Annotated in this window: 20 protein-coding genes; 14 read left to right on the forward strand and 6 right to left on the reverse strand. The window is 69.4% G+C overall.

Features of this window, described 5'->3' with window-relative positions; genetic code table 11:
- Positions 1-145: 145 nt before the first annotated feature.
- Together L3V18_RS14830 and L3V18_RS14835 are read right to left on the reverse strand one after the other, a co-directional pair.
- The gene (locus tag L3V18_RS14830) at positions 146-1000 is read right to left on the reverse strand and encodes a DUF72 domain-containing protein (RefSeq protein ID WP_237053591.1); all 855 of its coding nucleotides are present in this window, start codon (positions 998-1000) and stop codon (positions 146-148) included.
- Positions 1001-1088: 88 nt separating this feature from the next.
- Positions 1089-2903: a DUF885 domain-containing protein gene (locus L3V18_RS14835; protein WP_237053714.1), complete on the reverse strand. Its 1815-nt coding sequence runs from the start codon at positions 2901-2903 to the stop codon at positions 1089-1091.
- Between the two features lie 187 nt (positions 2904-3090).
- Between L3V18_RS14835 and L3V18_RS14840 the strand changes: the two genes are divergently transcribed.
- From L3V18_RS14840 to L3V18_RS14885, 10 genes are all read left to right on the forward strand, one after another.
- Complete coding sequence (locus L3V18_RS14840) at positions 3091-4725, forward strand: TldD/PmbA family protein (protein WP_237053590.1); 1635 nt, start codon at positions 3091-3093, stop codon at positions 4723-4725.
- Between the two features lie 178 nt (positions 4726-4903).
- On the forward strand, positions 4904-6538 hold the full coding sequence (locus L3V18_RS14845) for a TldD/PmbA family protein (RefSeq protein ID WP_237053589.1): 1635 nt from the start codon (positions 4904-4906) through the stop codon (positions 6536-6538).
- A gap of 24 nt (positions 6539-6562) precedes the next feature.
- Positions 6563-7897, forward strand: a complete 1335-nt coding sequence (locus L3V18_RS14850) for a TldD/PmbA family protein (RefSeq protein WP_237053588.1) — start codon at positions 6563-6565, stop codon at positions 7895-7897.
- Positions 7898-7916: 19 nt separating this feature from the next.
- On the forward strand, positions 7917-8624 hold the full coding sequence (locus tag L3V18_RS14855) for a DUF4159 domain-containing protein (protein WP_237053587.1): 708 nt from the start codon (positions 7917-7919) through the stop codon (positions 8622-8624).
- A gap of 174 nt (positions 8625-8798) precedes the next feature.
- A complete protein-coding gene (locus L3V18_RS14860) occupies positions 8799-9794 on the forward strand; it encodes an AAA family ATPase (protein ID WP_237053586.1) in 996 nt (331 codons plus the stop codon).
- Between the two features lie 13 nt (positions 9795-9807).
- Positions 9808-10716 (forward strand): DUF58 domain-containing protein, encoded by a 909-nt coding sequence (locus L3V18_RS14865; protein WP_237053713.1) that lies wholly within the window; start codon positions 9808-9810, stop codon positions 10714-10716.
- Entirely contained in the window at positions 10716-11888 is a 1173-nt protein-coding gene (locus L3V18_RS14870; protein ID WP_237053585.1) for a BatA domain-containing protein, read from the forward strand. The genes L3V18_RS14865 and L3V18_RS14870 overlap by 1 nt, the downstream gene beginning before the upstream one ends.
- Positions 11885-14170 (forward strand): DUF4175 domain-containing protein, encoded by a 2286-nt coding sequence (locus L3V18_RS14875; RefSeq protein ID WP_237053584.1) that lies wholly within the window; start codon positions 11885-11887, stop codon positions 14168-14170. Before L3V18_RS14870 ends, L3V18_RS14875 begins: the two co-directional genes overlap by 4 nt.
- On the forward strand, positions 14167-16026 hold the full coding sequence (locus tag L3V18_RS14880; RefSeq protein WP_237053583.1) for a carboxypeptidase regulatory-like domain-containing protein: 1860 nt from the start codon (positions 14167-14169) through the stop codon (positions 16024-16026). Before L3V18_RS14875 ends, L3V18_RS14880 begins: the two co-directional genes overlap by 4 nt.
- An 88-nt stretch (positions 16027-16114) precedes the next feature.
- A complete protein-coding gene (locus L3V18_RS14885) occupies positions 16115-16948 on the forward strand; it encodes a DUF4349 domain-containing protein (RefSeq protein ID WP_237053582.1) in 834 nt (277 codons plus the stop codon).
- A gap of 94 nt (positions 16949-17042) precedes the next feature.
- On the opposite strand, the gene L3V18_RS14890 is transcribed toward L3V18_RS14885, so the two are convergent.
- On the reverse strand, positions 17043-17339 hold the full coding sequence (locus L3V18_RS14890) for a hypothetical protein (protein ID WP_237053581.1): 297 nt from the start codon (positions 17337-17339) through the stop codon (positions 17043-17045).
- Between the two features lie 132 nt (positions 17340-17471).
- On the opposite strand from L3V18_RS14890, the gene speG reads away from it, so the two are divergent.
- Positions 17472-18032, forward strand: a complete 561-nt coding sequence (gene speG / locus L3V18_RS14895; RefSeq protein WP_237053580.1) for a spermidine N1-acetyltransferase — start codon at positions 17472-17474, stop codon at positions 18030-18032.
- 5 nt (positions 18033-18037) lie between these two features.
- Here the strand turns inward: speG and L3V18_RS14900 are convergent, their stop codons facing one another.
- The gene (locus L3V18_RS14900; protein WP_425493463.1) at positions 18038-18970 is read right to left on the reverse strand and encodes a peptidylprolyl isomerase; all 933 of its coding nucleotides are present in this window, start codon (positions 18968-18970) and stop codon (positions 18038-18040) included.
- A gap of 211 nt (positions 18971-19181) precedes the next feature.
- Between L3V18_RS14900 and L3V18_RS14905 the strand changes: the two genes are divergently transcribed.
- The 3 genes from L3V18_RS14905 to L3V18_RS14915 all read left to right on the forward strand — a co-directional run bounded on the left by L3V18_RS14905 (position 19182) and on the right by L3V18_RS14915 (position 20830).
- Complete coding sequence (locus tag L3V18_RS14905; RefSeq protein WP_237053579.1) at positions 19182-19547, forward strand: PadR family transcriptional regulator; 366 nt, start codon at positions 19182-19184, stop codon at positions 19545-19547.
- Positions 19544-20467: a sensor domain-containing protein gene (locus L3V18_RS14910; RefSeq protein ID WP_237053578.1), complete on the forward strand. Its 924-nt coding sequence runs from the start codon at positions 19544-19546 to the stop codon at positions 20465-20467. The genes L3V18_RS14905 and L3V18_RS14910 overlap by 4 nt, the downstream gene beginning before the upstream one ends.
- A gap of 144 nt (positions 20468-20611) precedes the next feature.
- Positions 20612-20830 carry a DUF6289 family protein gene (locus L3V18_RS14915; RefSeq protein WP_237053577.1) on the forward strand — a complete coding sequence of 73 codons (219 nt, stop codon included), beginning with the start codon at positions 20612-20614 and terminating at the stop codon, positions 20828-20830.
- Here L3V18_RS14915 and L3V18_RS14920 read toward each other — a convergent pair.
- Both L3V18_RS14920 and L3V18_RS14925 read right to left on the reverse strand, forming a co-directional pair.
- Positions 20815-22158 carry a carboxylate--amine ligase gene (locus L3V18_RS14920; protein ID WP_237053576.1) on the reverse strand — a complete coding sequence of 448 codons (1344 nt, stop codon included), beginning with the start codon at positions 22156-22158 and terminating at the stop codon, positions 20815-20817. The two genes, L3V18_RS14915 and L3V18_RS14920, sit on opposite strands and share 16 nt — an antisense overlap.
- Before the next feature lie 101 nt (positions 22159-22259).
- Entirely contained in the window at positions 22260-23507 is a 1248-nt protein-coding gene (locus tag L3V18_RS14925; RefSeq protein WP_237053712.1) for a polyhydroxyalkanoate depolymerase, read from the reverse strand.
- Between the last annotated feature and the right edge of the window lie 11 nt (positions 23508-23518).

The raw sequence follows: 23518 nt of genomic DNA on the forward strand, positions 1-23518 counted from the left end.
CGACCTCGTGGCAGGGATGGAAACCGCAGCTTGGGCAAGACTGCGTCAACGTTGTGCAGCCATACAGTGCCGATCGGCATGGCCGCTGTGATGGCGCGCACGCACAGGGCCCCGCAATCCGGGCGCGGCGGCGCCGCCGCCGCTCTCAGCGCTGCCGCAGCATCCCGATCAGCGCGGTGGCGGCGGCCGGATTGCGCGCCTTGGCCGCACTGATGAAGTAGATGAACACTTCGCGCGGCGCGTCGCCGCCCGTTTCCAGGGGCGCTTCGACGTGGGGCAGGTCGGACGGGTCGCCGCCGCGCGCCCACTGGTGCGCACGTTGGCCCCATTGCCGCAGCGCGGGTTCGGGATAGCCGGAATCGATCGAGGCCTGCGACCGCATCAGCCGCGCGTAGACGAAACTGCCGGTGAGATCGGCCAGCGAAGGGTACTGCTCGGAATCGGTGAACACGGTGGCGATTCCGCGCTCGCGCGCAAGCTTCAGGTAGGCCGGGTCGCGAAAGCTGTCGTGGCGGACCTCCAGCGCGTGACGGAGTGGTCGGCCGTCCAGTGCGTCGTGCAGGGCGTCGAGGAAGGCGGCCAGATCGTCGGGATCGAACACGCGCTGGGGTGCCAGCTGCCACAGGATCGGACCGAGCCGGTCGCCGAACTCGGCCAGGCCACCGTCGACGAATGCCCGCGCCTGGCCTCCGGCACGCGCGAGAGGACCGCCGTGGGTGACCCGCTTGGGCGCCTTCAGCGAGAACACGAAGCCATCCGGCGTCTCAGCCGCCCACTTGGCGTAGGTCGCAGGTTTCTGCGCGCCGTAGAACGTGCCGTTGATCTCGATGGCGCTCAGCTGGCGGCTGGCGTATTCAAGCTCGCGGCGCTGCACCAGCCCTTTCGGATAGAAATTGTCGCGCCATGGCGCGAAGGTCCAGCCGCCGATGCCGACGCGGATGCCGTGGATCGCCGGCGTCGCCGATGTTCCGCCGCCGTCGGTGGTCGTGAACAGGTCCAATCGCGTCTCCTGCGTGTGCGGTCCAGGGTTGCGCTCGACGGGCTCGCCCGTCCGCCGGACGCGGCGAGAAGCCGCGGCCGGATGCGGTTCAACGTATCGGCTCGTCCAGCAACAACTGGCGTGCGAAGCGCACCGGCGGCGAGCCGAACGACAGCAGCTTGTCGTGGTAGGCCTTCAGATCGAATGCCTCGCCCTCGCGCTCTTCGACCTCGCGGCGGAGGTCCAGGTGCTCGCTGTAGCCGACATAGTAGGTGGACAGCTGCGCGGAGGTCAGCTGAGCGCGTTCCCATTTGCCGGCCGCCTCGCGCTCCTGCTGGAAGGTGGTGACCGTCATCAGCTCCATCGCCTCCTCGCGGGTCATCCCGTCCACGTGGATGGCCTGGTCCAGCAGCGCGTTGGCCATCGCGCGCAGGTTCCACTTGCGGTTGATCAGCTGCATCAGCGGATCCTCGTCCATGTAGCCGGCGTCGGCCATGACCTTTTCCGCGTACATCGCCCAGCCCTCGATGAACGGACCGGAGCCAAGCACCGCGCGCAGGGTCGACGGATACTTGTTGGAGTGCGCGAGTTGCAGGAAGTGGCCCGGCATCGCCTCGTGGATGCTCAGCTCGTGGATGGAACGGGTGTTGTACTCGCGCAGGAACGAATCGACCTGCGCCTGGGTCCAGTCGTCGGGAATCGGCGAGACCGCGTAGAAAGTGTCCAGTTCCTTGTCGAGCGGACCGGGCGAATCGCAGTAGGCGACGGTGACGCCGCGCTGGAACTCGGGCATCAGGATGATCTTGACCGGCGTGTCCGGCAGGGTGACGAGATCCTTCTCGCGGACGAAGGCGGTCGCCTGCTCGGTGCTGCGGGTCGCGACCTCGACCACCTCGTCGCGGGCCGGACGGTCGGCATAGGCAAGCTCGAGTGCCGCCTCGATCACCTGCTGCTGCTGTTCGGGCGTGGGAGCGTCGGGCATCGCCACCGGCGCGCCGTCGCGCCCTCGCAGCACGCCACGGGCGATCCCGTACATCTCGGCGCGGGTTCTTTCGATGTCGGCCTCGACCCGGGTGCGGATCTCCTGGCGCGACAGCGGCGAGTTCAACGCGAACGCCAGCTTCTCGTCGTACAGCGTCTCGCCGATGCGGAAGTCGCCCTTGGCGTTCGGCACCAGGGTCTGGTCCAGCCAGGTCTGATGCTCTTCGACTGCCTTGCGCAGCGTTGCGACGGCTGCATCGAGCTGCTTGCGATCCTCGCCCTTGAGCCGGCCGGCGTGGGGCAGGATCAGTCCATCGACCAGGCTGAGGATGCCGGCATTCTGCGCGGCCACCTTGTCGGCATGGATCCGCGGCACCCGCGCCGGATCGAGGTTCTGGCGCATCTGCGTGAACAGGGTCGGGATCTGCTGCATGCGGGCGGTCGCAGACTTCAGCCGCTGCGGCATCGGTGCGAAGTCGCGCGCCATCAGCCCGTACAGCGCACTGCCGGCGAGCTGGCTGTAGATCTGCGGATCCCACGCCCAGCTCTGCAGCGTTTCGCCGCTCCAGATGTCGTAGCGCAGCTGGTTGCGCAGGATCGCCGCATCGACCTGGTTCTCGCGCGACAGTGCCGAGGTGTCGATGGTGTCGAGCTGGGTCAGGATCCTGCGCTGGAACTCCAGCGCACGCGTGCGGCCGCCCTGGCTGAGGTCGTCGATGCGGTCGTCGTAGCGGTGGTCGCCGATCTGGGTGGCGGCGACCGGCGACAGCTCCATCGACTTCTCCAGCCACTGTCCGGCCAGTTCCTGGAACGCCGCATCGGCCACGGCGGTGGCGGCGGCATCGGTCGCCATCGGCGCGCCTTCCGGCGTCTGCGAGGGACCGGGCTGGCAGGCGGCGAGCGCGAATGCGAGCAGGCTCGGAACAAGCAGGGCGGCGGCGATCGGGGACGGGCGCATGAGAGACTCCGGACGTGGTGCAGAGCGCAGGCGTCAAGCATACCGTTCGCGTGCGCGAGGTGGCGGCATGCCGCGCCGACCGTGCCATTGGTGGGTTTGACGGGTCCGGCGGCACCCGCAAGAATCCGGACGGTATCGGTCGGCGTCCCGCCCGGCTGCTGCGGAGAACGTCTTGCATCGCCGCGATTTCCTCATCCTCGGTGGGCTGGGCGCATGCGGGCTCGCCCTGCCCGGGCTCGGCGGCAGGGCGGTCGCGGCCGAGACCTTCGCTGCGACGCTGGAGCCGGCCTTCAAGAAGGGGATCGCCGACGCGGCCCTGTCGGCCGCCGTCGAAGCGGGCGCCGAGTACTGCGACGTGCGCATTGGCCGCTACCTGCGGCAGGCGCTGATGACCCGCGAGGACAAGGTCGAGAATGTCGTCAACACCGAATCCACCGGCGCCGGCGTGCGGGTGCTGGTCGATGGCGCCTGGGGCTTCGCTGCGACCCACGTGTTGTCCGGGGATGGTGTGGTCCAGGCGGTCCGGCAGGCGCTGGCGATCGCGCGGGCCAACGCCGGGATCCAGCGCGAGCCGGTGCGGTTGGCGCCGGTGAAGGGCGTCGGTGAGGTGTCCTGGCGCACGCCGATCCGTCGCAACGCGATGACCGTGCCGGTGGCCGAGAAGGCTGCACTGCTGCTGGACGTGAACGCGGCGGCGATGAACGCCGGCGCGGACTTCATCGCCTCGCGCCTGTTCCTGGTCAACGAACAGAAATACTTCGCCAGCACCGACGGTTCCTACATCGATCAGGACGTGCACCGCATCTGGGCGCCGTTCACCGTCACCGCGGTCGACAAGGCCAGCGGCAGGTTCCGCACCCGCGACGGCCTGTCGCCGCCGATGGGAATGGGTTACGAGTTCATGGATGCCGATCCGGACGGACAGGTGCAGTTGCCGGGAGACCTGGTCGCCTACGCCCGCTCCTACGACATGCGGGCGGACGCGGTCGCCGCGGCAAGGCAGGCACGCGAGAAACTGAAGGCGCCGTCGGTCAAGCCCGGTCGCTACGATCTGGTGCTGGATCCGTCCCATCTGTTCCTGACCATCCACGAAAACGTCGGCCATCCACTGGAGCTGGACCGCGTGCTCGGCTACGAGGCCAACTACGCCGGCACCAGCTTCGCGACCCTCGACAAGCGCGAGTCCGGCTACCGCTACGGCAGCGGGCGGGTGAACTTCTTCGCCGATCGCGTCCAGCCCGGAAGCCTCGGAGCGGTCGGCTACGACGACGAAGGCGTGAAGACGAAACGCTGGGACCTGGTCCGTGACGGCGTGCTGGTCGATTACCAGTGCACCCGCGATCAGGCCCACATCCTCGGCAAGAGCGAGTCCGACGGCTGCAGCTACGCGGACTCATGGGCCAGCGTGCAGTTCCAGCGCATGCCGAACGTGTCGCTGGCGCCGGGACGGGAGGAACTGAGCGTGGCCGGGATGATCCGCGACGTGGAGCGCGGCATCTACATCCACGGGCGCGGCTCCTATTCGATCGACCAGCAGCGCTACAATGCGCAGTTCGGCGGGCAGCTGTTCTACGAGATCAGGAACGGCGAGATCGCCGGCATGATCGAGGACGTCGCCTACCAGATACGCACTCCGGAGTTCTGGGGCGCGTGCTCGGCGATCTGCGACGAACGCGACTTCCGCTTCGGCGGTTCGTTCTTCGACGGCAAGGGCCAGCCGCCGCAGGTGTCGGCGGTCTCGCACGGCGCCGCCACTGCGCGCTTCGACGGCATCAGCGTGATCAACACCGCGCGCAGCCTGGGTTGACCCGCTGCGGTCGCACCGTTCGTGCCGGAAGCTCGCGCGTCCATGACAAAAGTCATTTGACGCCCCTGCAGGCGGGGGCAAGAATCGGGACGTTGTGCGTGGTCCGGCCACGCGAACGCCCGCCTCCATCCCCGCTGCCCGGCCCTCGCGCCGGCGGCACCCTTTCGGGAGAGCTGCCTTGCAACGACGCGACTTTCTGGCCCTGAGCGGCCTTGGACTCGGCGGACTGGTACTGCCGGCCTGGCTCGGCAAGGCGATCGCCGCCGAGGAACTGACCACCGTCTTCGATCCCGCGCTGAAGAAGGGACTGGCCGACGCCGCGCTGGATGCGGCCACCGGCGCGGGCGCGAGCTACTGCGACGTCCGCATCGGGCGCTACCTGCGACAGTTCGTGATCACCCGCGAGGACAAGGTCCAGAACGTGGTCAACACCGAGTCGACCGGCGTCGGCGTGCGCGTGATTGCCGGCGGCAGCTGGGGTTTCGCGGCGACCAACTCGCTGACCGCGGAGGGCGCCGCCGAGGCGGCCCGGCAGGCGGTGGCGATCGCCAAGGCCAACGCGAAGGTCCAGCGCGAGCCGGTACGGCTGGCGCCGGTGAAGGGCGTCGGCGAGGTGTCCTGGCGAACGCCGATCCGCCGAAACTCCATGGAGGTGCCGGTCAAGGACAAGGTCGAGCTGCTGCTGGACGTCAACGCCGCCGCGATGTCCGCCGGCGCCAGCTTCGTCAACTCGATGCTGTTCCTGGTCAACGAGCAGAAGTATTTCGCCAGCACCGACGGCTCCTACATCGACCAGGACGTGCACCGTATCTGGACGCCGATGACGGTCACCGCGATCGACAAGGACAGCGGCAAGTTCCGCACCCGCGACGGCCTGTCCTCGCCGATGGGCATGGGCTTCGAATACCTGGACGGCGATGCTTCCGGCAAGGTGGTCTCGCCCAACGGCGTGGTCAATTACGGCATGTCGTACGACATGCGCGAGGATGCGATCGCGGCAGCGAAGCAGGCGCGCGAGAAGCTGAAGGCGCCGTCGGTCAAGCCCGGCCGCTACGACCTGGTGCTGGACCCGTCGCATACCTGGCTGACGATCCACGAATCGATCGGCCACCCGCTGGAGCTCGACCGCGTGCTCGGCTACGAGGCCAACTACGCCGGCACCAGCTTCGCCACGCTCGACAAGCGCGAGCAGCGCTTCCAGTACGGCAGCGACAAGGTCAACGTGTTCGCCGACAAGACCCAGCCTGGCAGTCTCGGCGCGGTCGCGTACGACGACGAGGGCGTCAAGTGCAAGCGCTGGGACCTGATCAGGGAAGGCAGGCTGGTCGACTACCAGACCATCCGCGACCAGGCGCACATCCTCGGCAAGACCGAATCCGACGGCTGCTGTTACGCGGACTCGTGGTCGAGCGTGCAGTTCCAGCGCATGCCGAACGTGTCGCTGGCCGCCGGCAAGGAAAAGCTGAGCGTGGCGGAGATGATCGGCGACGTCGAGAACGGCATCTACATCATCGGCGACGGCTCCTTCTCGATCGACCAGCAGCGCTACAACGCGCAATTCGGCGGGCAGCTGTTCTACGAGATCAGGAACGGCGAGATCGCCGGCATGATCGAGGACGTCGCCTATCAGATCCGCACGCCGGAGTTCTGGAACGCCTGCGTGGCGATCTGCGACGAGAGCGACTACCGCCTCGGTGGTTCGTTCTTCGACGGCAAGGGCCAGCCCAGCCAGGTGTCGGCGGTCTCGCACGGTTCGGCGACCGCGCGCTTCAACGGCATCAACGTGATCAACACCGCCCGCTCGCTCGGCTGACCGGCTCCAGGAGAACATCAGACCATGACCATCTTCACCGAAGAGAAAGCCAAGGCCATCCTGGACAAGGTGATCGCCCTGTCGAAGGCCGACGAGTGCACCGCGACGCTCGCCGGGGCGACCGAAGGCAACATCCGGTTCGCTCTCAACAGCGTGTCGACCAGCGGGATCGTGGCTGACGTCGAACTGGCCGTGCAGGTCGCGTTCGGCAAGCGCGTCGGCGTCGCCACGATCAACGAGTTCGACGATGCCGCGCTGGAGCGTGTGGTGCGGCGCGCCGAGGACCTGGCCCGGCTCGCGCCCGAGAATCCGGAGTTCATGCCGGCGATCGGCAAGCAGCAGTACAGGCCCAGCCGGACCTGGAGCGAATCCACCGCGGCGATCACGCCGGAATTCCGTGCCCAGGTGGCCGCGGATTCGATCGGCCCTTGCCGGGAGGAGGATCTGGTCGCCGCCGGCTTCCTGGTCGATTCCAGGCGCTTCGTCGCCTTCGCCAACAGCAACGGCAATTTCGGGTACCAGAAGGGCACCGGTTTCAATTACACCTGCACCGTCCGCACCGAGGACGGCCAGGGGTCGGGGTGGGTCGGCCGCAGCGTAAGGGATGCCAGTGAATTCGATGCCGACCGCGACGTGCGGGTGGCGATGCGCAAGGCCAGCGCTTCGGCGCAGGCCAAGGCGCTGGAGCCCGGCAAGTACACGGTGATCCTGGAGCCGGCGGCGGTCGCCGGTCTGGTGTCCTTCATGATGAATTTCTTCGACGCCCGCGCCGCCGACGAGGGGCGCAGCTTCCTTTCCAGGCAGGGCGGCGGCAACAAGCTCGGCGAGCAGGTCTACGATCCGCGCGTGAACGTCATCGCCGATCCCTGGAGCGACGAGGCGCCGGTGATGCCATGGGACGAGGAAGGCCTGCCGCGCGAGCGCATGCCGATCATCGAGAACGGCAAGGTGGTGGCCCTCAATTATTCGCGCTACTGGGCGAAGGAGAAGGGCAAGCGCGCGGTCGGCCAGCCCGGCAACCTGCTGATGGCCGGCGGCGACAAGTCCACCGCCGAACTGATCGCCGGTACCGACCGCGGCATCCTGGTCACCCGCACCTGGTACATCCGCATGGTCGATCCCCAGACCGTGCTGCTGACAGGCCTGACCCGCGACGGCACCTTCTACATCGAGAATGGCGAGATCAGGCATCCGGTGAAGAACTTCCGCTTCAACGAGTCGCCGGTGATCATGCTCAACAACATCGACGAGCTCGGTCGGCCGGTGCGGGTGGCGGGCGACGAGTCCAGCCTGGTGATGCTGCTGCCGCCGATGAGGCTGCGCGACTTCACCTTCACCTCGCTCTCCGACGCGGTGTGACGATGGCACCCGCAGGGACATGAACCGCGCCGGGTTCCTGCGGCTGCTGGCAGGCGGCATCGCCGGCGCGTGGCTGGCGACGCCGCTTCGCGTGGCGTCCGCGGCGGTCGGCTACGATTTCTGGTTCACCCGTCTGCGCTACGATTCCGGCGACTGGGACGTGGACGCGCGGATGCCGTCCAACCTGATCACCTCGCTGATCGACTACACGGGCCTGCGCGTCGATCCGGAGGAGCACGTGGTCGACCTGGCCGATCCGAAGATGCTGCTCGCGCCGTTCTGCTACCTGGCCGGGCACAAGCTGGTCGATTTCAATCCCGCCGAGCGGCGCAATTTCGAGCGCTACGTGCGCAACGGCGGCTTCGTCTTCGTCGACGACTGCAACCACGACATCGACGGCCTGTTCGCGAAGTCGTTCGAGCGGCAGATGCATTCGATCTTCGGTCCCGATGCCCTGCGCAGGCTGCCGAACGATCATGCGCTCTACCGCAGCTTTTTCCGGTTCCCGGACGGTCCGCCGGCGACCGGCTTCGAGCTCAACGGCTGGGGCGACGACCTCGTCCACGACTATCTGAAGGGCATCGAGATCGACGGCCGGCTCGGCGTGCTCTACAGCAACAAGGACTACGGCTGCGAATGGGACTACGACTGGCGCAACAAGCGCTTCCTGGCCGAGGACAACACGAAGTTCGCGGTCAACATCGTCATGTATGCGTTGACGGCATGACAGGGCAGTCTTCCGCTTTTCCATGAGTGCCAGCCGATCATCCGGAAGCCGGTGGCCATCCCGTTGCGCGGTGCTGCGCAACAGGGATGTTGCGGAAGAACCAGCATGGCCGTGTTCACGGCGTATCGCGCAAAGGGATGGCGCCGGCTTCCCCGCAGGAACTGAACTCCCCCCATGAACGACATCACCGAATCCGACATCCAGACCCGTATCGCCGGGCTCGACAAGCTGCGCGACGCGATCGCCCGTGCCATCGTCGGCCAGGCCGAGGTCGTCGAGCAACTGCTGGTCGGTCTGCTCGCCGGCGGCCATTGCCTGCTCGAGGGCGTGCCGGGTCTCGGCAAGACCCTGCTGGTACGCACGCTGGGCCGGGCGATGCGGCTGCAGTTCCGACGCGTGCAGTTCACCCCGGACCTGATGCCCAGCGACCTGCTCGGTACCGAGCTGCTTGAAGAGGACCACGGCACCGGCCACCGTCGTTTCCGTTTCCAGCGCGGACCGGTGTTCACCAACCTGCTGCTGGCCGACGAGCTCAACCGTACTCCGCCCAAGACCCAGGCCGCGTTGCTGGAGGCGATGCAGGAGCACACGGTCAGCTATGCCGGCACGACCCACGAGTTGCCGGCGCCGTTCTTCGTGCTGGCGACGCAGAACCCGATCGAACAGGCCGGTACCTATCCGTTGCCCGAAGCCCAGCTGGATCGCTTCCTGCTGCAGATACGGGTCGACTATCCGGACGAAGACGAGGAGCGCGCGATCCTGGAGCAGACCACCGGATCCCATGTCGTCGAGGTGCCGCAGGTGATGGATGGCGAGCAGGTGCTCGCACTGCAGGCGATGGTGCGCGAGGTGCATGTCGGCGACGACCTGATGCGCTGGATCAACCGCCTGGTCCGCGCGACACGTCCGGCGGAGGATGCACCGGAGACGGTCAGGCGCTTCGTGCGATGGGGTGCCGGCCCGCGCGCGGGCCAGTCGCTGGTACTGGCGTCGAAGGCGCGCGCGCTGCTGCACGGCAGGCTGGCCGCGACCCGCGAGGACGTCGCCGCGCTGGCCGCGCCGGTGATGCGGCACCGGTTGCTGCTGTCGTTCGCGGCGGAGGCCGAGCAGGTGACCGCCGACGAGGTGGTCGCCGCGTTGCTGCGCGACTTGCCGCTGCCCGCCGCCTGAACCGGTGATCGCGGTGCAGCAGCCGGTGCCACAGCTGATTCCGCCGCAGTTGCGTGCCCGGCTGCGCGAGCTGCGGATCGTGCCGCGCCGCGCCGCGGGCGCACGCGGACTGGGCATGCATGCCAGCCGCAGCCGCGGCAGCGGCCTGGAGTTCTCGCAGTACCGGCCCTACGAACAGGGCGACGAACCGCGCCAGATCGACTGGAAGCTGTATGCGCGCAGCGACCGTTTCTTCGTCCGCGAGGCCGAACGCGAGAGCCCGCTCACCGTGTGGCTGCTGCTGGACGCCAGCGCGTCGATGGGACAGGCCGACGAGACCGCGCCGGAGCGCACCCGCATGCATGCTGCCCGTGGATTGGCCGCCTGCATCGCCGAGATCGCGCTGCAGCAGCACGACAGCAGCGGCCTGGTCGTGCTGCACGAGGACGGCATCCGGCTGGTACCGCCCGGCTCCGGTCCGCGTCATCGCGACCGGCTGCAGTGGGTCCTGCACGAAACCGCCGCCGGCGGCCGCTTCCCGGATGCGGAGCGGTTGCTGCCGGTGTGGGAGCGCATCGCCGTGGACGACATGGTCGTGCTGATCGGCGACTGCCTGGACGGGGATGGCATCGCGCTGGCCGAACGGTTCGCGGCGGCCGGTCGCGAGGTGCTGGCGATCCGGCTGTTGACGGTCGCCGAACGCGATTTTCCGTTCCGCGACGGTCGCCGGTTCCGCGATCCGGAAACCGGCGAGGAACTGCTCGGCGACGGCCCCGCGCTGCGCGAGGAGTTCCTGCGGCGTTTCGGTGCGGCGCGCCGTGAGACGAAGGCGCGGTTCGACGCTGCCGGGATCCGCCATGTCGAGCACACGCTGGACCAGCCGCTGGAGTTGCCGCTGCGACGCCTGTTCGGCCGCAGTGCCCACGAGGGCAGGCACCGCTGATGCCGTTCGGTCTGCTGCTGCCTGCCGCGCTGGCCGCATTGGCGGCGTTGCTGATGCCGCTGCTGATCCATCTGGCGCGGCGCAACGAGCAGCGTCCGGTCGAGTTCGCGGCGCTGCGCTGGCTACGGCGACGGCCCCGGCCACGCCAGCGCATCCGCTTCGAGGAATGGCCGCTGCTGCTGGTGCGTCTGTTGCTGCTGACGCTGATCGCGCTGTGGCTGGCGCGGCCGGTGCTGCACGGCGAGCAGGCGCGCACTCCGTGGACGGTGGTGATTCCGGGCGTCGATCCGGCACGGCTGCCGGCGACCGGCGACGAACGCGAGCGGATCCGCTGGCTGGCTCCGGGATTCCCCGGGATCGGACAGCCTGCACCGGAACGGTCGCCTGCGTTCGCGAGCCTGCTGCGACAGCTCGATGCCGAGTTGCCGGCCGACGCGGCGCTTACCGTGCTCGTGCCACAGCGGTTGGAGCATGCCGACGCGCAGTTGCCGGTGCTGTCGCGCGAGGTCGAATGGCAGGTGGTGCCGGGCGCGATGCCGGCGCCGCCCGCCGTCGCGGTCGCACCGCCCGCACTGCACATGGTCGCAGCCGACCCCGGGATGCCCGCGTTGCGCTACCTGCGCGCGGCCGCACACGCCTGGCGATCCGGGTCGACGGATGCGTCCGTGGCGATGGACGTCGTCGCGCCCGCGCAGTTGCGTCTGCCCGAAGAGGGTGTGCTGGTCTGGCTGGTGCCGGGCGAGCTGCCGGCGCCGGTGCGGGACTGGGTCGTCGATGGCGGTACCGCCTTGCTCGATGTGCAGACCCTGGCCGGCGATGCGCCGGCCCCGGTGCGGGCGGCAACGATCGTCTGGCACGACGGACAAGGCGCGCCGTTGCTGGAAAGTGCGGCGCTGGGGCGCGGCCGGTTGCTGCGCCTGACCCGCACGATGTCGCCGGCGGCGATGCCGCAACTGCTCGATCCCGGCTTTCCCGCACGCCTGCGCGAGTCGCTGTGGCCGCCGGCTCCGCCTGCCCGCGTCGAGGCGCGGGCGTACGCTCCGCTTACGGGAGCGACGGCCTATCCGCAACCGCCGCGGGAACTGCGGCCATGGTGGGCGGTGCTGATCGCGCTGGTCCTGCTGGTCGAGCGCTGGCTGGCGACCTCGCGTCGCCGTGAAGCGCGGCAATGAGCGGCGCCATCGGCATGGACGGCGTGCTTCGGCAGCGTTGGCGCGCGGTCAGACGCCGGGTGTTCGTCGATGCCCTGGCGGTCGCGCTGCCGATCGTGTGCGCGGTCGCGGTCGTCGGCTGGCGTGTGGGCGGGATACGCTTCGCGCTTCTGGCCGGGGCGACGGCGAGTGCGCTTGCGCTGCTTGCCGCGGTATCGCGGATGCGCCGCTTCGATGCGCGGTGGCTGCAGCGGCGGCTGGATGCGCAGGAACCCGCGATGGAGGACAGCGCCGGGCTGCTGTTCGCCGACCCCGCCGCGCTCGGCCCGCTGCAGCGCCTGCAACGCGCCCGGTTGCGGGAGCGTGTCGGTGCCGCGCCGGATCTGCGGCCGGCATGGTCGCGGCGGGCGACGGGGTTGGCGTGGGGGACCGCGGCGCTGTGCGTCGTGGGCGTGTGGCTGTGGCCGGGTGGCGGAACCATGAGGCAAGGCGACGTCCCGCCGGTGGCGGAGGCGCGCGGCGATGGCGTCCCACATCGGGTCGCGCAACGCCTGGCGATCTCTCCGCCTGCCTACACCGGGTTGCCGGAACGGGAGATCGACGCTCTCGATGCCCGGGCCCAGCAGGGGTCGAGACTGCGCTGGGCGCTGCGCTTCGAACCGCAGCCGGCGTCGGTCGCGCTGGAATTCCACGATGGCAGCCGCATCGAGATGCGGCGCGAACGCGACGAATGGATCGCCGATCATCTGCTGGAACGCTCGGCCCTGTACCGGGTCCTGCCGGCCGGCGCGCCGACGCAGCCGCTGCCGCCGCTGAACCGGCTCGACGCGATCCCGGACCGGCCGCCGCAGGTGCGGGTGCTGGAACCGGAGACCGGCCTGAGCATGATGAAGCCGGGCCAGCGCGGCTGGTCGGTCGTCTTCGAGGCCAGCGACGACCATGGCATCGACGCCGATGCCCGCCTGCACGTCACCGTCGCCCGCGGCAGCGGGGAGCAGATCACGTTCGAGGAAAGCACGCGGAGCCTGCGCGGAAGCGGCGAGCGCAGCCGCAAGCGCTACCAGGCGAGCATCGACTTGGCCGGATTGGCGCTGGCCTGGGGCGAGGATCTGGTCGTGCAGCTGGAGGTGCGCGACAACCGCCGGCCCGGGCCGCAGTCCGCGCGCAGCGCCAGCCTGATCCTGCGCAGGCCGCCGCAACCCGTGCCGGATGTCGGCGGCCTGGAAGGATTGGCGCGGCAGGTGCTGCCGGCGTACTTCCGCAGCCAGCGGCAGATCATCATCGATGCCGAGGCGCTGTTGAAGGAGAAACCATCGCTGTCAGCCGAGCGCTTCCTCGATCGTTCCGATGCGCTCGGCGTCGATCAGCGCCTGCTGCGGCTGCGCTATGGCCGATTTCTCGGCGAGGAGAGCGAAGGCGCAGGGCATCCGCCGCCGACCCATGACGCGGAGGATGCCCCGCCGTCCGCGCCGCTGCTGCCGATCGACGATTTCGGCCAGGCCCCGCGTGCCGCGGCCGAGGACAGGGACGCCGATGGGCATGCGGATAGCAGGGACGACGACCGCGACCATGACGAAGCCGGACATGACCACGACGGGCATGGCCACGGCGGACGCACCGGTGACGCGGTGTTCGGCAGCGCCGGCGATGTCCTGGCCGAGTTCGGGCATACCCACGACCTGCCGGAAGCCGCGACCCTGCTGGACCCGAAGACCCGCGAGATCCTGCGCAGTGCGCTGCGCGAGATGTGGCAGTCGGAACTGGGCCTGAGACAGGGACAGCCGAAGCAGGCGCTGCCGTACGCCTACCGTGCATTGGAGCTGATCAAGCAGGTGCAGCAGGCCGACCGCATCTATCTGGCGCGGGTAGGGTCGGAGCTGCCGCCGATCGACGAGGGCCGCCGGCTCAGCGGCGACCGCGCCGGCATCGCCCGTCGCGCGTTGCCGGCCGCGGGCGCACGGGTGCCGGACGACGTGCCGGCACAGGTCTGGCGTGTGTTGGCCGACGTGCCACGCGACGATGCCGACGCGACCGATCCCGGTGCACGGACGTCGGGTCAGCCCGATCTCGACGCGCTCGAGGCCTGGCTGGCACGCCATGGCGGGCGCCTGGACGATCCGCTGGCCCTGGTCGCGGCCATCGACGTGCTGCGCAACGATCCGCAATGTGGCGACTGCCGCGACGATCTACGCCGCCTGTTGTGGAGCGCGATGTCGCGTCCGCCCGCCGCAGTGTCCCGGCGCGATGGCATCGACGGCGAAGGCGAACGTTATCTCGATGCGCTGGGAGAGCCGTCGCGATGAACATCGATTTGACCAATGAAGGCCTGGCCCAGGGGGGGCTCGTCGCGTTGCTGGCGCTTGCGGTCGTCATCGCGTGGGCGCGACTGCTGTCGCGGCAATGGCGCGGACCCGCGCGGTCGCACGGCTGGCGGCTCGCGTTGCTGCTGGCGCTGCAGCCGCTGTGTGCGTTGCTGTTGTATCGCACCCTCGTGCCGCCGCCCGTCGCCGTCCGCAGCGGTACGCTGACCGTGCTCACCGCGGGAGCCAGCCGCGTGCAGCTGGCCACGTCCGAACAGGGCGAGGTGCTGGTGGCACTGCCGGAGGTGCCGGTGTTCGGCGATGCCGAAGCGGTACCCGATCTCGCTACCGCGCTGCGGCGTCATCCCGGAACCGCACGCATCCACGTGGTCGGCGCAGGACTCGACGCGCGCGACCTGACCGCCGTGGAAGGCTTTCCCCTGGTGTTCGATCCGGCGCCGCTGCCGACCGGCGTGACCGGGCTGTGGTTGCCGGATGAAGTCGCCGCCGGCGACGTCTTCACGGTGTCCGGACGCGTGAATGGGGTCGAGGGAGGCAGCGTCGAACTGATCGATCCGGCCGGACAGCGGGTGGATGACACCGGGTTGGAGGAGGATGGTGCCTTCACGCTGGATGCGACGGTCCGCGCCCCGGGCATCGCAACGTTCGCCCTGCGCGTGCGCGACGCTGCCGGAGAGCCCGTCGAGACACTCGACGTGCCGTTGTCGATCGCCGACGCGCCGGCACCGCGCGTGCTGCTCATGGCGGGCGCCCCGAATCCCGAACTGCGCGCGCTGCGCCGCTGGGCCGAGGATGCCGGCATGGCGCTGCATGCCCAGTTGGCGGTCGGCGGCGGCGTGCAGTTGGGCGATCCGCCGTCGCCGATGGACGCGGAAACCCTGCGCGGCTTCGATCTGGTCGTGCTCGACGAGCGTGCCTGGGCGTCGCTGGGTGAAACCAGGCGGACGTCCCTGCTTGCCGCGGTGCGCGAAGGGCTGGGCGTGCTGTTGCGCGCGACCGGGCCGTTGTCGCGGCAGACCCGGGAACAGTTGGCTGCGCTGGGCCTCCCGGTATCGGCCGGCACTGGCACCGTCGCGCTGGCGTTGCCGCACTCCGAAGGCCTGGACGAAGCCACTTTGCGCGCCCGTCTCGGCAACGGCAGCGAGGATGCGCCGCTGGACGTGGAGCTCGCCGCCGCACCGCCGCCACGGCTGCTGCGCCGGGACCTCCGCATTGGCACGGACGCCGCGGTCCCGGTGAGCGGCATCGCTGGTTCGCCCTGGCTGTACTGGCGCGCCGAAGGGCGCGGCCGCATCGGCATCACCACGCTGGTCGACAGCTACCGGTTGCCGCTGTCCGGCCGCGGCGACCTGCATGGCGAGCTGTGGAGCACGGCCTTCGCAACGGTCGCACGCGCCGCCGGCATGCCGCCGCGCTTCGAGGCCGACCCGCGCGAGGGCGTCCGCACCCGCATCTGCGCGGTCGCCGACGACGCCATGGCAGTCGCGCCCGACGGCACCGCGACGCCGCTGCTGATCGACCCGCTCGCCGGTCCCGGCCGTTGCGCCGGATACTGGCCGCGGACCCCGGGCTGGCACCGGCTGCGGCAGGGTGCCGACAGCTGGCCGTTCTTCGTCCGTGCGGCCGGGGCCGCCCCTGGCCTGCGTGCCGCCGAACGGCGCGACCGCACCCTGCAACGGGTCGGGGACGTGGTGCTTCCGCCAGCAGCGACGCGGGACACCGGCGCCACTGCGGCGCGTCGCGGCGCGTCCTGGCCCTGGTTCCTGGCCTGGGTTGCCTCGATCGCCGCGTTGTGGGGGCTGGAGCGCTGGCGGCGCGGCATCCGGATGACCGGATGAGGGACCGGCTGGGATAGTCTTGGCGCGGTCCCTTCATCAGGAAACGCAACGGATGCACTTCTCTCGAGACCGTCGTCGAATGCCCGTCATGCCGGTTCGCGCGACCGGCGGGTTGCTGTTCGTTGCGGCGTTGGCCGTATCGCTGCTGGCCGCCTGTTCCGACCCGTATGCCCAGCATCAATCCGCCGCTGCGTCGGGCCCGGCGATGGAAATGAAGGCCGCGCCCACCGATGCCGGTGGCGGTGCGACCGGGGCGATGCTCGCCTACGAGCACCATATCGCGGTCCGCCTGCCGGTCGAGGAGATCGCGCCGCGGCACGCGGCCGTGCAGGCGGCATGCCGGGAGCGCCGGTTTGGCGAATGCGTGCTGCTCAACATCAGCCAGCAGGGCGGCGATCATCCGTCCGCCAGTGTCACCGTGCGTATCGTGCCGTCCGGGGTCGAGCCGATGATCGCGATGGCCGGCGAGGGCGCCGAATTCGGCAGCCGCAGCACCCATGCAGAGGACCTGGCGGTGGTGGTTCGCGACAATGCGCTGGAGCAGGACCGGCTGCGTACCGAACTGCAGCGCCTGCAGGAATTCCAGCAGCGGCGAGACCTTGCCGTCGCCGACATGATCGCGCTGGCCGAGCGGATGGCGGCGACACGGGCGCGGCTGGACGCCGCCGAACGCGAGGGCGCGCAGCATCGCCGCCGCATCGATACCCAGCTGTTGACCCTGGCCTTCAGCCCGACCGGCGGGCAGGCCGGGCGCAACGAGATCGTGCAGGCGGTGCGCGATTTCGGCGCGACCCTGTCGATGGGGACCGCGTGGACCATCCGCGCGTTGGCGTTCCTGATTCCGCTGGGAGTGCTGTTGGCGATCGCGGTGGCTCTGGTGCGACGCTGGCGCCGCCGCGCGCGGCTGCGAAGAAGCGCCTGAGCCTGCAATGTGCCCGCCTGTGCACGGGATCGTCGACGAGTTCCCGTGACAACGGAGCCGCTGCGAAGGGGGGCGAATCCCGCGGGCCTGTTTCCTAGCGCTCCTCTTCGACCTCGAACTCGACCAGCACGTCGAGCTCGGACGCCAGCGCATCGACCGCGCGGCGGACGCGATTGGCCGAATAGGCGTTGGACACCTCCACCTCCAGCTCGTGCACCCCGGGTCCCTGGTCGTCGGGCAGGCCGGCCGAGCTCGAATCGGGGTCGTCCATGTGCGGCATGAGATCGGCGATTTCCTCGATATGGTCGACGCCCTCCAGGCTGGACAGGAGATTGGCGATCGCGCGGGCGCGGTCGTCGTTGCCGGTCACGCGCAGCCGCAGCAGGGGCATGTTCGGGACTCCGGTTGGCCTGGGCTCAGGCTAGGCGGGCGGCAGCTAAGGTCGCGTGATGGCAGTGCCGTCGCCGGTCGTGACGTGGCGACTGTCACGCCGCGCTAAGGCGCCTGGGCTAAGTTGTCGCGCATGAACGCCGAACACGACAAGCCGCCGCCGGCTTCGGTCACTCTCCGTCCGCTGGAGCGGGACGACCTGCATTTCGTCCATACGCTGAACAACAACCGCAGCGTGATGGCGTACTGGTTCGAGGAACCCTACGAGTCCTTCGTCGAACTCGAGGAGCTGTACCGCAAGCACATCCACGACCAGTCGGAGCGGCGCTTCATCATCGAGAACGACCAGCGCCAGAGGGTCGGCCTGGTCGAGCTGGTCGAGATCGACCACCTGCACCGTCGCGCCGAATTCCTGATCATGGTCTCGCCCGAATCGCAGGGACGCGGCTACGCGCGCGCGGCGACCCTGCGCGCGATCAACTACGCGTTCCGCGTGCTGAACCTGTACAAGCTCTACCTGCTGGTCGACGTCGACAACGCCAAGGCGATCCACGTCTACGAAAGCGTCGGCTTCCGGCGCGAGGGCGTGCTGGTCGACGAGTACTTCAGCGACGGCCGCTATCACAGCGTGATCCGCATGGCCCTGTTCCAGCACCAGGCGCTGGGCCGCGACGAAGTCCGCCGCGACGCCTGAGCCGGCTATGCCGGGTCGGGCATCCGCGTCGGGATCGGCACATTGCACAGGTCGATGTGCCCGGCCGGGCGCTTGTAGAAGTCGTCGCGGCGGTTGCGGCGGGCCTCGACCAGTTCGTCGAACAGCGGCGTGTCGGTGCGCAGCACCTGCAGCGGCGAGCGCTCCGCCACGGGCAGCTCGGAGGCCAGCGTGATCGAGCGGATCGGCACGTACTGCGCAGGGTCCTCGTAGAAGCCCAGCGGACCGCTGCCGCGCGGCAGCACCGACAGCCGTTCCATGCCGTCGATCACCCGGCCGACCACGGTGATGTTGCGGTCGAGCTGGCGCGGCGACTGGCCGATCACCACGTACAGCTCGCTGCCGTCGCTGGAGTCGGGCTCGAGATTGCGGCCCGCGCCGACCGCACCGTAGCAGTGGGCCATCCATGCCTGGTCTTCGCCGGTGTCGCGGCCGGCGGGGAAGCCGTCGGCGAAGCCGACTTCGGCCGCCCAGCCGTCGGCGTCGGGCAGCGGATGGAAATCCAGCCCCCGGCTGCCGCGGCTGAACTCGGCCGGCAGCTTCGCCCTGGCCGAGCCCAGCGGCTTGCCGTCCTCGTCCTCGCCGCGCGGATCGCCCCACTGCACGACGAAGTTGTCCTGGGAGCGCTTGATCGCCATGCCGTTCCAGTAGCCCTCGCGCGCGAAGGTACGGATGTTGCCGACGTGTTCGGGCGCGAACGCGGGGGCCAGCTCGATGATCACCCGACCGCTTTCCAGCTCCATGTACAGGGTGTTGGCCGGATCCGGCGTGCGCCAGTCCGATGGTTTCGCGGCATCGATGATCTCCTGCATCGTGCGCGGCTTGCCCGCGTCCGGTTCGGCGGCCGGGGCCGGCGGCGTGACGGCGCCAAGCAGGGCGGCGAGGGGCAGGACGAGCGCGGCACGGATCGGGTCTGGCACGGGTGGCTCCCTTCTGGGTGGTGGGACGGCGGCGGATCGACGGTCCCGATTCTGCCTGATCCGCCGACGCCGGTGCCGGATCCGGCGCTCGGCCCGGCCGCGAACCGGCGGGGCATGACTAGAAGCACATTTGCTATAGAGAACTGAATACTAGTATCCACTTCAAGCTAGTGAATGCATCCGTGCCCCGATCCGGCCCTGGAGCCCACCGATGACCGATCTCGAACTCCAGTTGCGCAAGTTCCACAAGGAGCTCAGCACCGGCACGGTCTCGCTGACCCTGCTCGCGGTGCTGGCCGCGGCCGGGGAGCCGATGTACGGCTACCAGATCGCCAAGCGGCTCGAACGCGAAGGCGAGGGCGTGCTCAGCGGCAAGCAGAGCGCGTTGTATCCGGTGCTGCGCAACCTCGGTGCCGCCGGCCTGCTCGACAGCTTCGTCGAGCCGTCCGTGGCCGGGCCGCCGCGGCGCTACTACCGCATCACCGGCGCCGGGCGCGAAGCCCTGCGCGACTGGGCCGCCGCCTGGCGCGCGACCCGCGATTCCGTCGATTCCGTCCTGGGGGAGCTGTCCGAATGAACGCCAACACCGTACCCGTCTCCGGTCTGCCGACCACGATCCCGGAATACCTGGCGCAGCTGCGTGCGGCGCTGAAGGGCGCCGACCCCGCGATGATCCAGGACGCGCTGTACGACGCCGAGGAATACCTGCGTTCGGAGATGGCCGAACAGCCGGGCAGGCCCGAGGCCGAGGTGATCGCCGCGGTCGCCGGCAGCTACGGTGCGCCGGAGGAGGTTGCCGAGATCTATCGCGACACCGAGGTCAAGGTGCAGACCGCGCTGCGGCCGCCGACGCCACCGCAGCGCCGTTCCGCGCTGGGGCGGTTCTTCGGTGTCGCCGCCGATGCGCGGACCTACGGCGCGCTGTTCTACATGCTGCTGGCGGTCGCGACCGGCATCTTCTATTTCACCTGGGTGGTGACCGGTTTCTCGGTATCGCTGGGCCTGTCGATCACGATCGTCGGCATTCCTCTGCTGATCCTGTTCTTCGGCTCGGTGCGGGTGCTGTCGCTGGTCGAAGGCCGGATCGTCGAGGTGATGCTGGGCGAACGGATGCCGCGCCGGCCGCTGTACAGCGTGCGTGGACGTACGGTCTGGCAGCGGATCGGCGACATGTTCACCGACCCGCGCACCTGGAGCACGCTGCTGTACATGCTGCTGATGCTGCCGCTGGGCATCGCCTACTTCACGCTCGCGGTGACGTTGCTGAGCGTGTCTCTGACCTTGCTGATCACGCCGCTGGCGCTGCTGCCCGGGATCGAGCTGGACGTCTGGCTGGCCGGGATCGACGTAGCGACGGACGCGCCGTGGCTGCTGCCGTTGCTGAGCGTGCTCGGCATACTGCTGCTGTTCGTCACCCTGCACGTCGCACGCGGCATCGGTTACCTGCACGGGCAGCTGGCCAAGCACCTGCTGGTGAAGGGCTCGCAGCACGCCTGAGTGGCGTCGGCGTCCATGCGTGGCAGGAGGCGGATTCGACGTTTCCGCACTGTGGCGGGGTTAACAGAAGTGACGCGCGAACCCCTCTAGGGTGACGCGGCGGATACGACTCCGCGTTTCCAGAACATCCAAGGAGAACAGATCATGCGTCGCATCAGGATCGTTGCCGTTGCATTGGCTGTGGGGCTGCTGGCCGCCTATTCGTTCAGCGCCACCGCGAGCTGGCAGGGCACCTGGAACTACTACGACGAGGAAGGCGTGCTGGTCGGGCAGTGGACCGCCGGCTGTGGCGAGCTCGACGGCAGCTGGGGCGTGAAGACCGAGAACCGGAGCTTCACCCAGGGCTGCTACGTCGATATGTGAGGCGGCGGGTTTCCGCTGTCCGGGGGCCCCGCCGACGCGGGGCTTTTCTGTGCGCGCTCGTCCGGCGAACCCCGGAGCCCGGACAGGCGTTGCCGTCGTGCACGCCACCACTGGGCCGCCAGCCGGCGGGCCTGCAGCAGGCCGGGGCCCGGATCGTCGAAACGGAAGGCATGCAGATGCCCGGTGCACCACTGCCGCAGCGCCCGCGACAACGGAATCCGCGTGCCGGCCGGTGCATGCAGCACCGCCTGGATGTCGCCGGCAAGGCTGATGCAGCCGACTCCGCTGCGGTAGTCGCGACCGGCCACGACCACCGGTAGCCCGAGCGCGTCCCGCCAGGCCATTTCGCAGACGTTGACCCCGCAGCGGGCGGCGAACTCGACGTACCACCAGGCGCGCGTGTTGATTTCCAGCAGGCGGTAACGGCCGTCGCGAGGATCGCGCTTGAACTCGGCGCTGAAGATGCCGCGGTAGTGCGTCGCGTCGAGCAGGCGCTCCAGTTCCTCCGCGGCGGCGCCCATGCCGGCCAGCGGCGTACTCTCGCAGTACGAGCTGTTGCCGAAGTCCGGCGGGTGGATCCGGTACCGGCGCCGTGCGAACAACCCGGTCAGGCGGCCATGGCGGTCGCGGAAGCCGTCGATGAAGTAGTGCTGGTCGGCCCCGCCGGGGATGTACTCCTGCGCGATCATCTCGAATCCCTGCGCATGCAGCCGCGTCCACAGCGCCCTGCAGGCCGCACGGTCGCCGGGCCATAGCGCCTTGTGGCCGGTCGCCTTGGAGAACCGCTGCGAGTCGATCGGCTTCAGGAACACCCGGTCGAGCCGCTCGAATGGAATACGGTCGATATCCCCGACGCGGTCGATCGCGAACGTGGCCGGGTGGGCCACGCCGTTGTCGCGCAGGCACTCGGCCAGCCGGCGCTTGTCCTGCAGCATCCGCAACGTCGCCAGCGGACTGGTCGAGGCGGGAAAGCGTCGGGCCAGCGCGCTGCCGGCGAGCCCGGCGACCCACAGCGCGGCGTCGTCGGCACCCGGGACCAGTACCGCGCGCGCGAGTCCGACCGCATCCAGCGCACTGTCCTGGCTGCCGTCGATCTCACCGTTCCAGGCCGGTCCCGGCGGCGGTGCGTACCAGCGCGAGCGGGTGACCAGGTCGTCGGCCGGGCAGGCCACATGGGTCCGGACGCCGGCCATCGCCAGTGCCCGCAGCGTGCCCAGGCCGGTGAAGCCGCGGGCGACCACGATCGCCGGCGGCGCCGCATCGCCCGTCCCGGCACGCGTCCGTTCCGCCGCTGCTGCAGCGCGTTCCTGTGGCCCGATGTCCCCCATGACATCGGAAACAACGCGGCGGGGATGCGGATGCGGTCAACCGCCGGACCGCGGTGGCGCAGGTTTGCAGGCCGATGCGGGCAGCATGCCCGCGCGGGACCTCAGCCGGCGGCGTACCTGGCGATGAACTCGCGGACCTTCGGGTAGACCTGGGTGCGCCAGCGGCGGCCGCTGAAGATGCCGTAGTGGCCGGCGCCCTTCACTTCGAGATGCTGCCTGTCCTTCTTCGCGATGCCGCTGCACAGCGCGTGCGCGGCACGGGTCTGGCCCTCGCCGGAGATGTCGTCGAGTTCGCCCTCGATCGTCAGCAGCGCGGTGCCGGTGATCGCGGCCGGATCGACGCGCTCGCCGGCCACGTCCCACAGGCCGCGCGGCAGCAGGTGCTCCTGGAATACGATCCGCACGGTGTCGAGGTAGTACTCGGCCGGCATGTCGAGCACCGCGTTGTATTCGTCGTAGAAGCGGCGGTGCGACTCGGCGTCGTCGAGGTCGCCCTTGACCAGGTCCTGGTAGAAGTCCCAGTGCGACTGCGCATGGCGCTCCGGATTCATCGCCATGAAGCCCATGTGCTGCAGGAAGCCCGGATACACGCGGCGGCCGTGGCCCGGGTAGTTGGCCGGCACCGGGTGGATCACCGTGCTTTCGAACCACCACAGCGGCTTCTCGGTGGCCAGGTTGTTGACCGCGGTCGGGCTCTGGCGGGTGTCGATCGGGCCGCCCATCATCACCATCGAGCGCGGGGTCTTCTCGCCGCGCGCGGCCATCAACGAGATCGCCGCCAGCACCGGCACTGTCGGCTGGCAGACGCTGATCACGTGCAGGTCGTCGGCGCCGATCCGGCGGATGAACTCCTGCACGTAGCCGACGTAGTCGTCGAGGGTGAACTCGCCCTCAGAGGTCGGCACCATGCGGGCATCGATCCAGTCGGTGATGTAGACCTTGTGGTCGCGCAGCAGGGTGCGCACGGTGTCGCGCAGCAGGGTCGCATGGTGGCCGGACAGCGGTGCGACCACCAGCACCGGCGGATCGTCCTTGAGCTCCTTCAGGTTGCCGGCGTCGTCGGTGTAGCGTTTGAAGCGCAGCAGCCGGCAGAACGGCTTGCGCGCCATCTCGCGCTCGATCACCGGATAGACGTTGCCATCGATGTCGATCGAGTGGATGCCGAACTCGGGCTTCTCGTAGTCCTTGCCGATCCGGTACAGCAGCTCGTAGCCGGCGGCGACGCGGGTGGCACCGGGCAGGCTGGACAGCCAGCTGCCGGGAGCACCGAACATCTTCGCGTTGGCATCGGCCCAGTAGGTGATCGGAGCCATCCAGGCGCGACCGAGTTCGTGCATCTGGTAAAGCATCATCGGGTTGC

The organism is Marilutibacter chinensis (assembly GCF_021725675.1).
In the GTDB taxonomy this organism is placed as follows: domain Bacteria; phylum Pseudomonadota; class Gammaproteobacteria; order Xanthomonadales; family Xanthomonadaceae; genus Marilutibacter; species Marilutibacter chinensis.

Coding starts and splice junctions, on each gene's coding strand:
- L3V18_RS14925 (WP_237053712.1), bottom strand. CDS start 23,507: ATGCTTTACCAGATGCACGAACTCGGTCGCGCCTGGATGGCTCCGATC.
- L3V18_RS14905 (WP_237053579.1), top strand. CDS start 19,182: ATGACCGATCTCGAACTCCAGTTGCGCAAGTTCCACAAGGAGCTCAGC.
- L3V18_RS14875 (WP_237053584.1), top strand. CDS start 11,885: ATGAGCGGCGCCATCGGCATGGACGGCGTGCTTCGGCAGCGTTGGCGC.
- L3V18_RS14860 (WP_237053586.1), top strand. CDS start 8,799: ATGAACGACATCACCGAATCCGACATCCAGACCCGTATCGCCGGGCTC.
- L3V18_RS14890 (WP_237053581.1), bottom strand. CDS start 17,339: ATGCCCCTGCTGCGGCTGCGCGTGACCGGCAACGACGACCGCGCCCGC.
- L3V18_RS14870 (WP_237053585.1), top strand. CDS start 10,716: ATGCCGTTCGGTCTGCTGCTGCCTGCCGCGCTGGCCGCATTGGCGGCG.
- L3V18_RS14920 (WP_237053576.1), bottom strand. CDS start 22,158: ATGGGGGACATCGGGCCACAGGAACGCGCTGCAGCAGCGGCGGAACGG.
- L3V18_RS14855 (WP_237053587.1), top strand. CDS start 7,917: ATGAACCGCGCCGGGTTCCTGCGGCTGCTGGCAGGCGGCATCGCCGGC.
- L3V18_RS14885 (WP_237053582.1), top strand. CDS start 16,115: ATGCCGGTTCGCGCGACCGGCGGGTTGCTGTTCGTTGCGGCGTTGGCC.
- speG (WP_237053580.1), top strand. CDS start 17,472: ATGAACGCCGAACACGACAAGCCGCCGCCGGCTTCGGTCACTCTCCGT.
- L3V18_RS14910 (WP_237053578.1), top strand. CDS start 19,544: ATGAACGCCAACACCGTACCCGTCTCCGGTCTGCCGACCACGATCCCG.
- L3V18_RS14850 (WP_237053588.1), top strand. CDS start 6,563: ATGACCATCTTCACCGAAGAGAAAGCCAAGGCCATCCTGGACAAGGTG.
- L3V18_RS14880 (WP_237053583.1), top strand. CDS start 14,167: ATGAACATCGATTTGACCAATGAAGGCCTGGCCCAGGGGGGGCTCGTC.
- L3V18_RS14915 (WP_237053577.1), top strand. CDS start 20,612: ATGCGTCGCATCAGGATCGTTGCCGTTGCATTGGCTGTGGGGCTGCTG.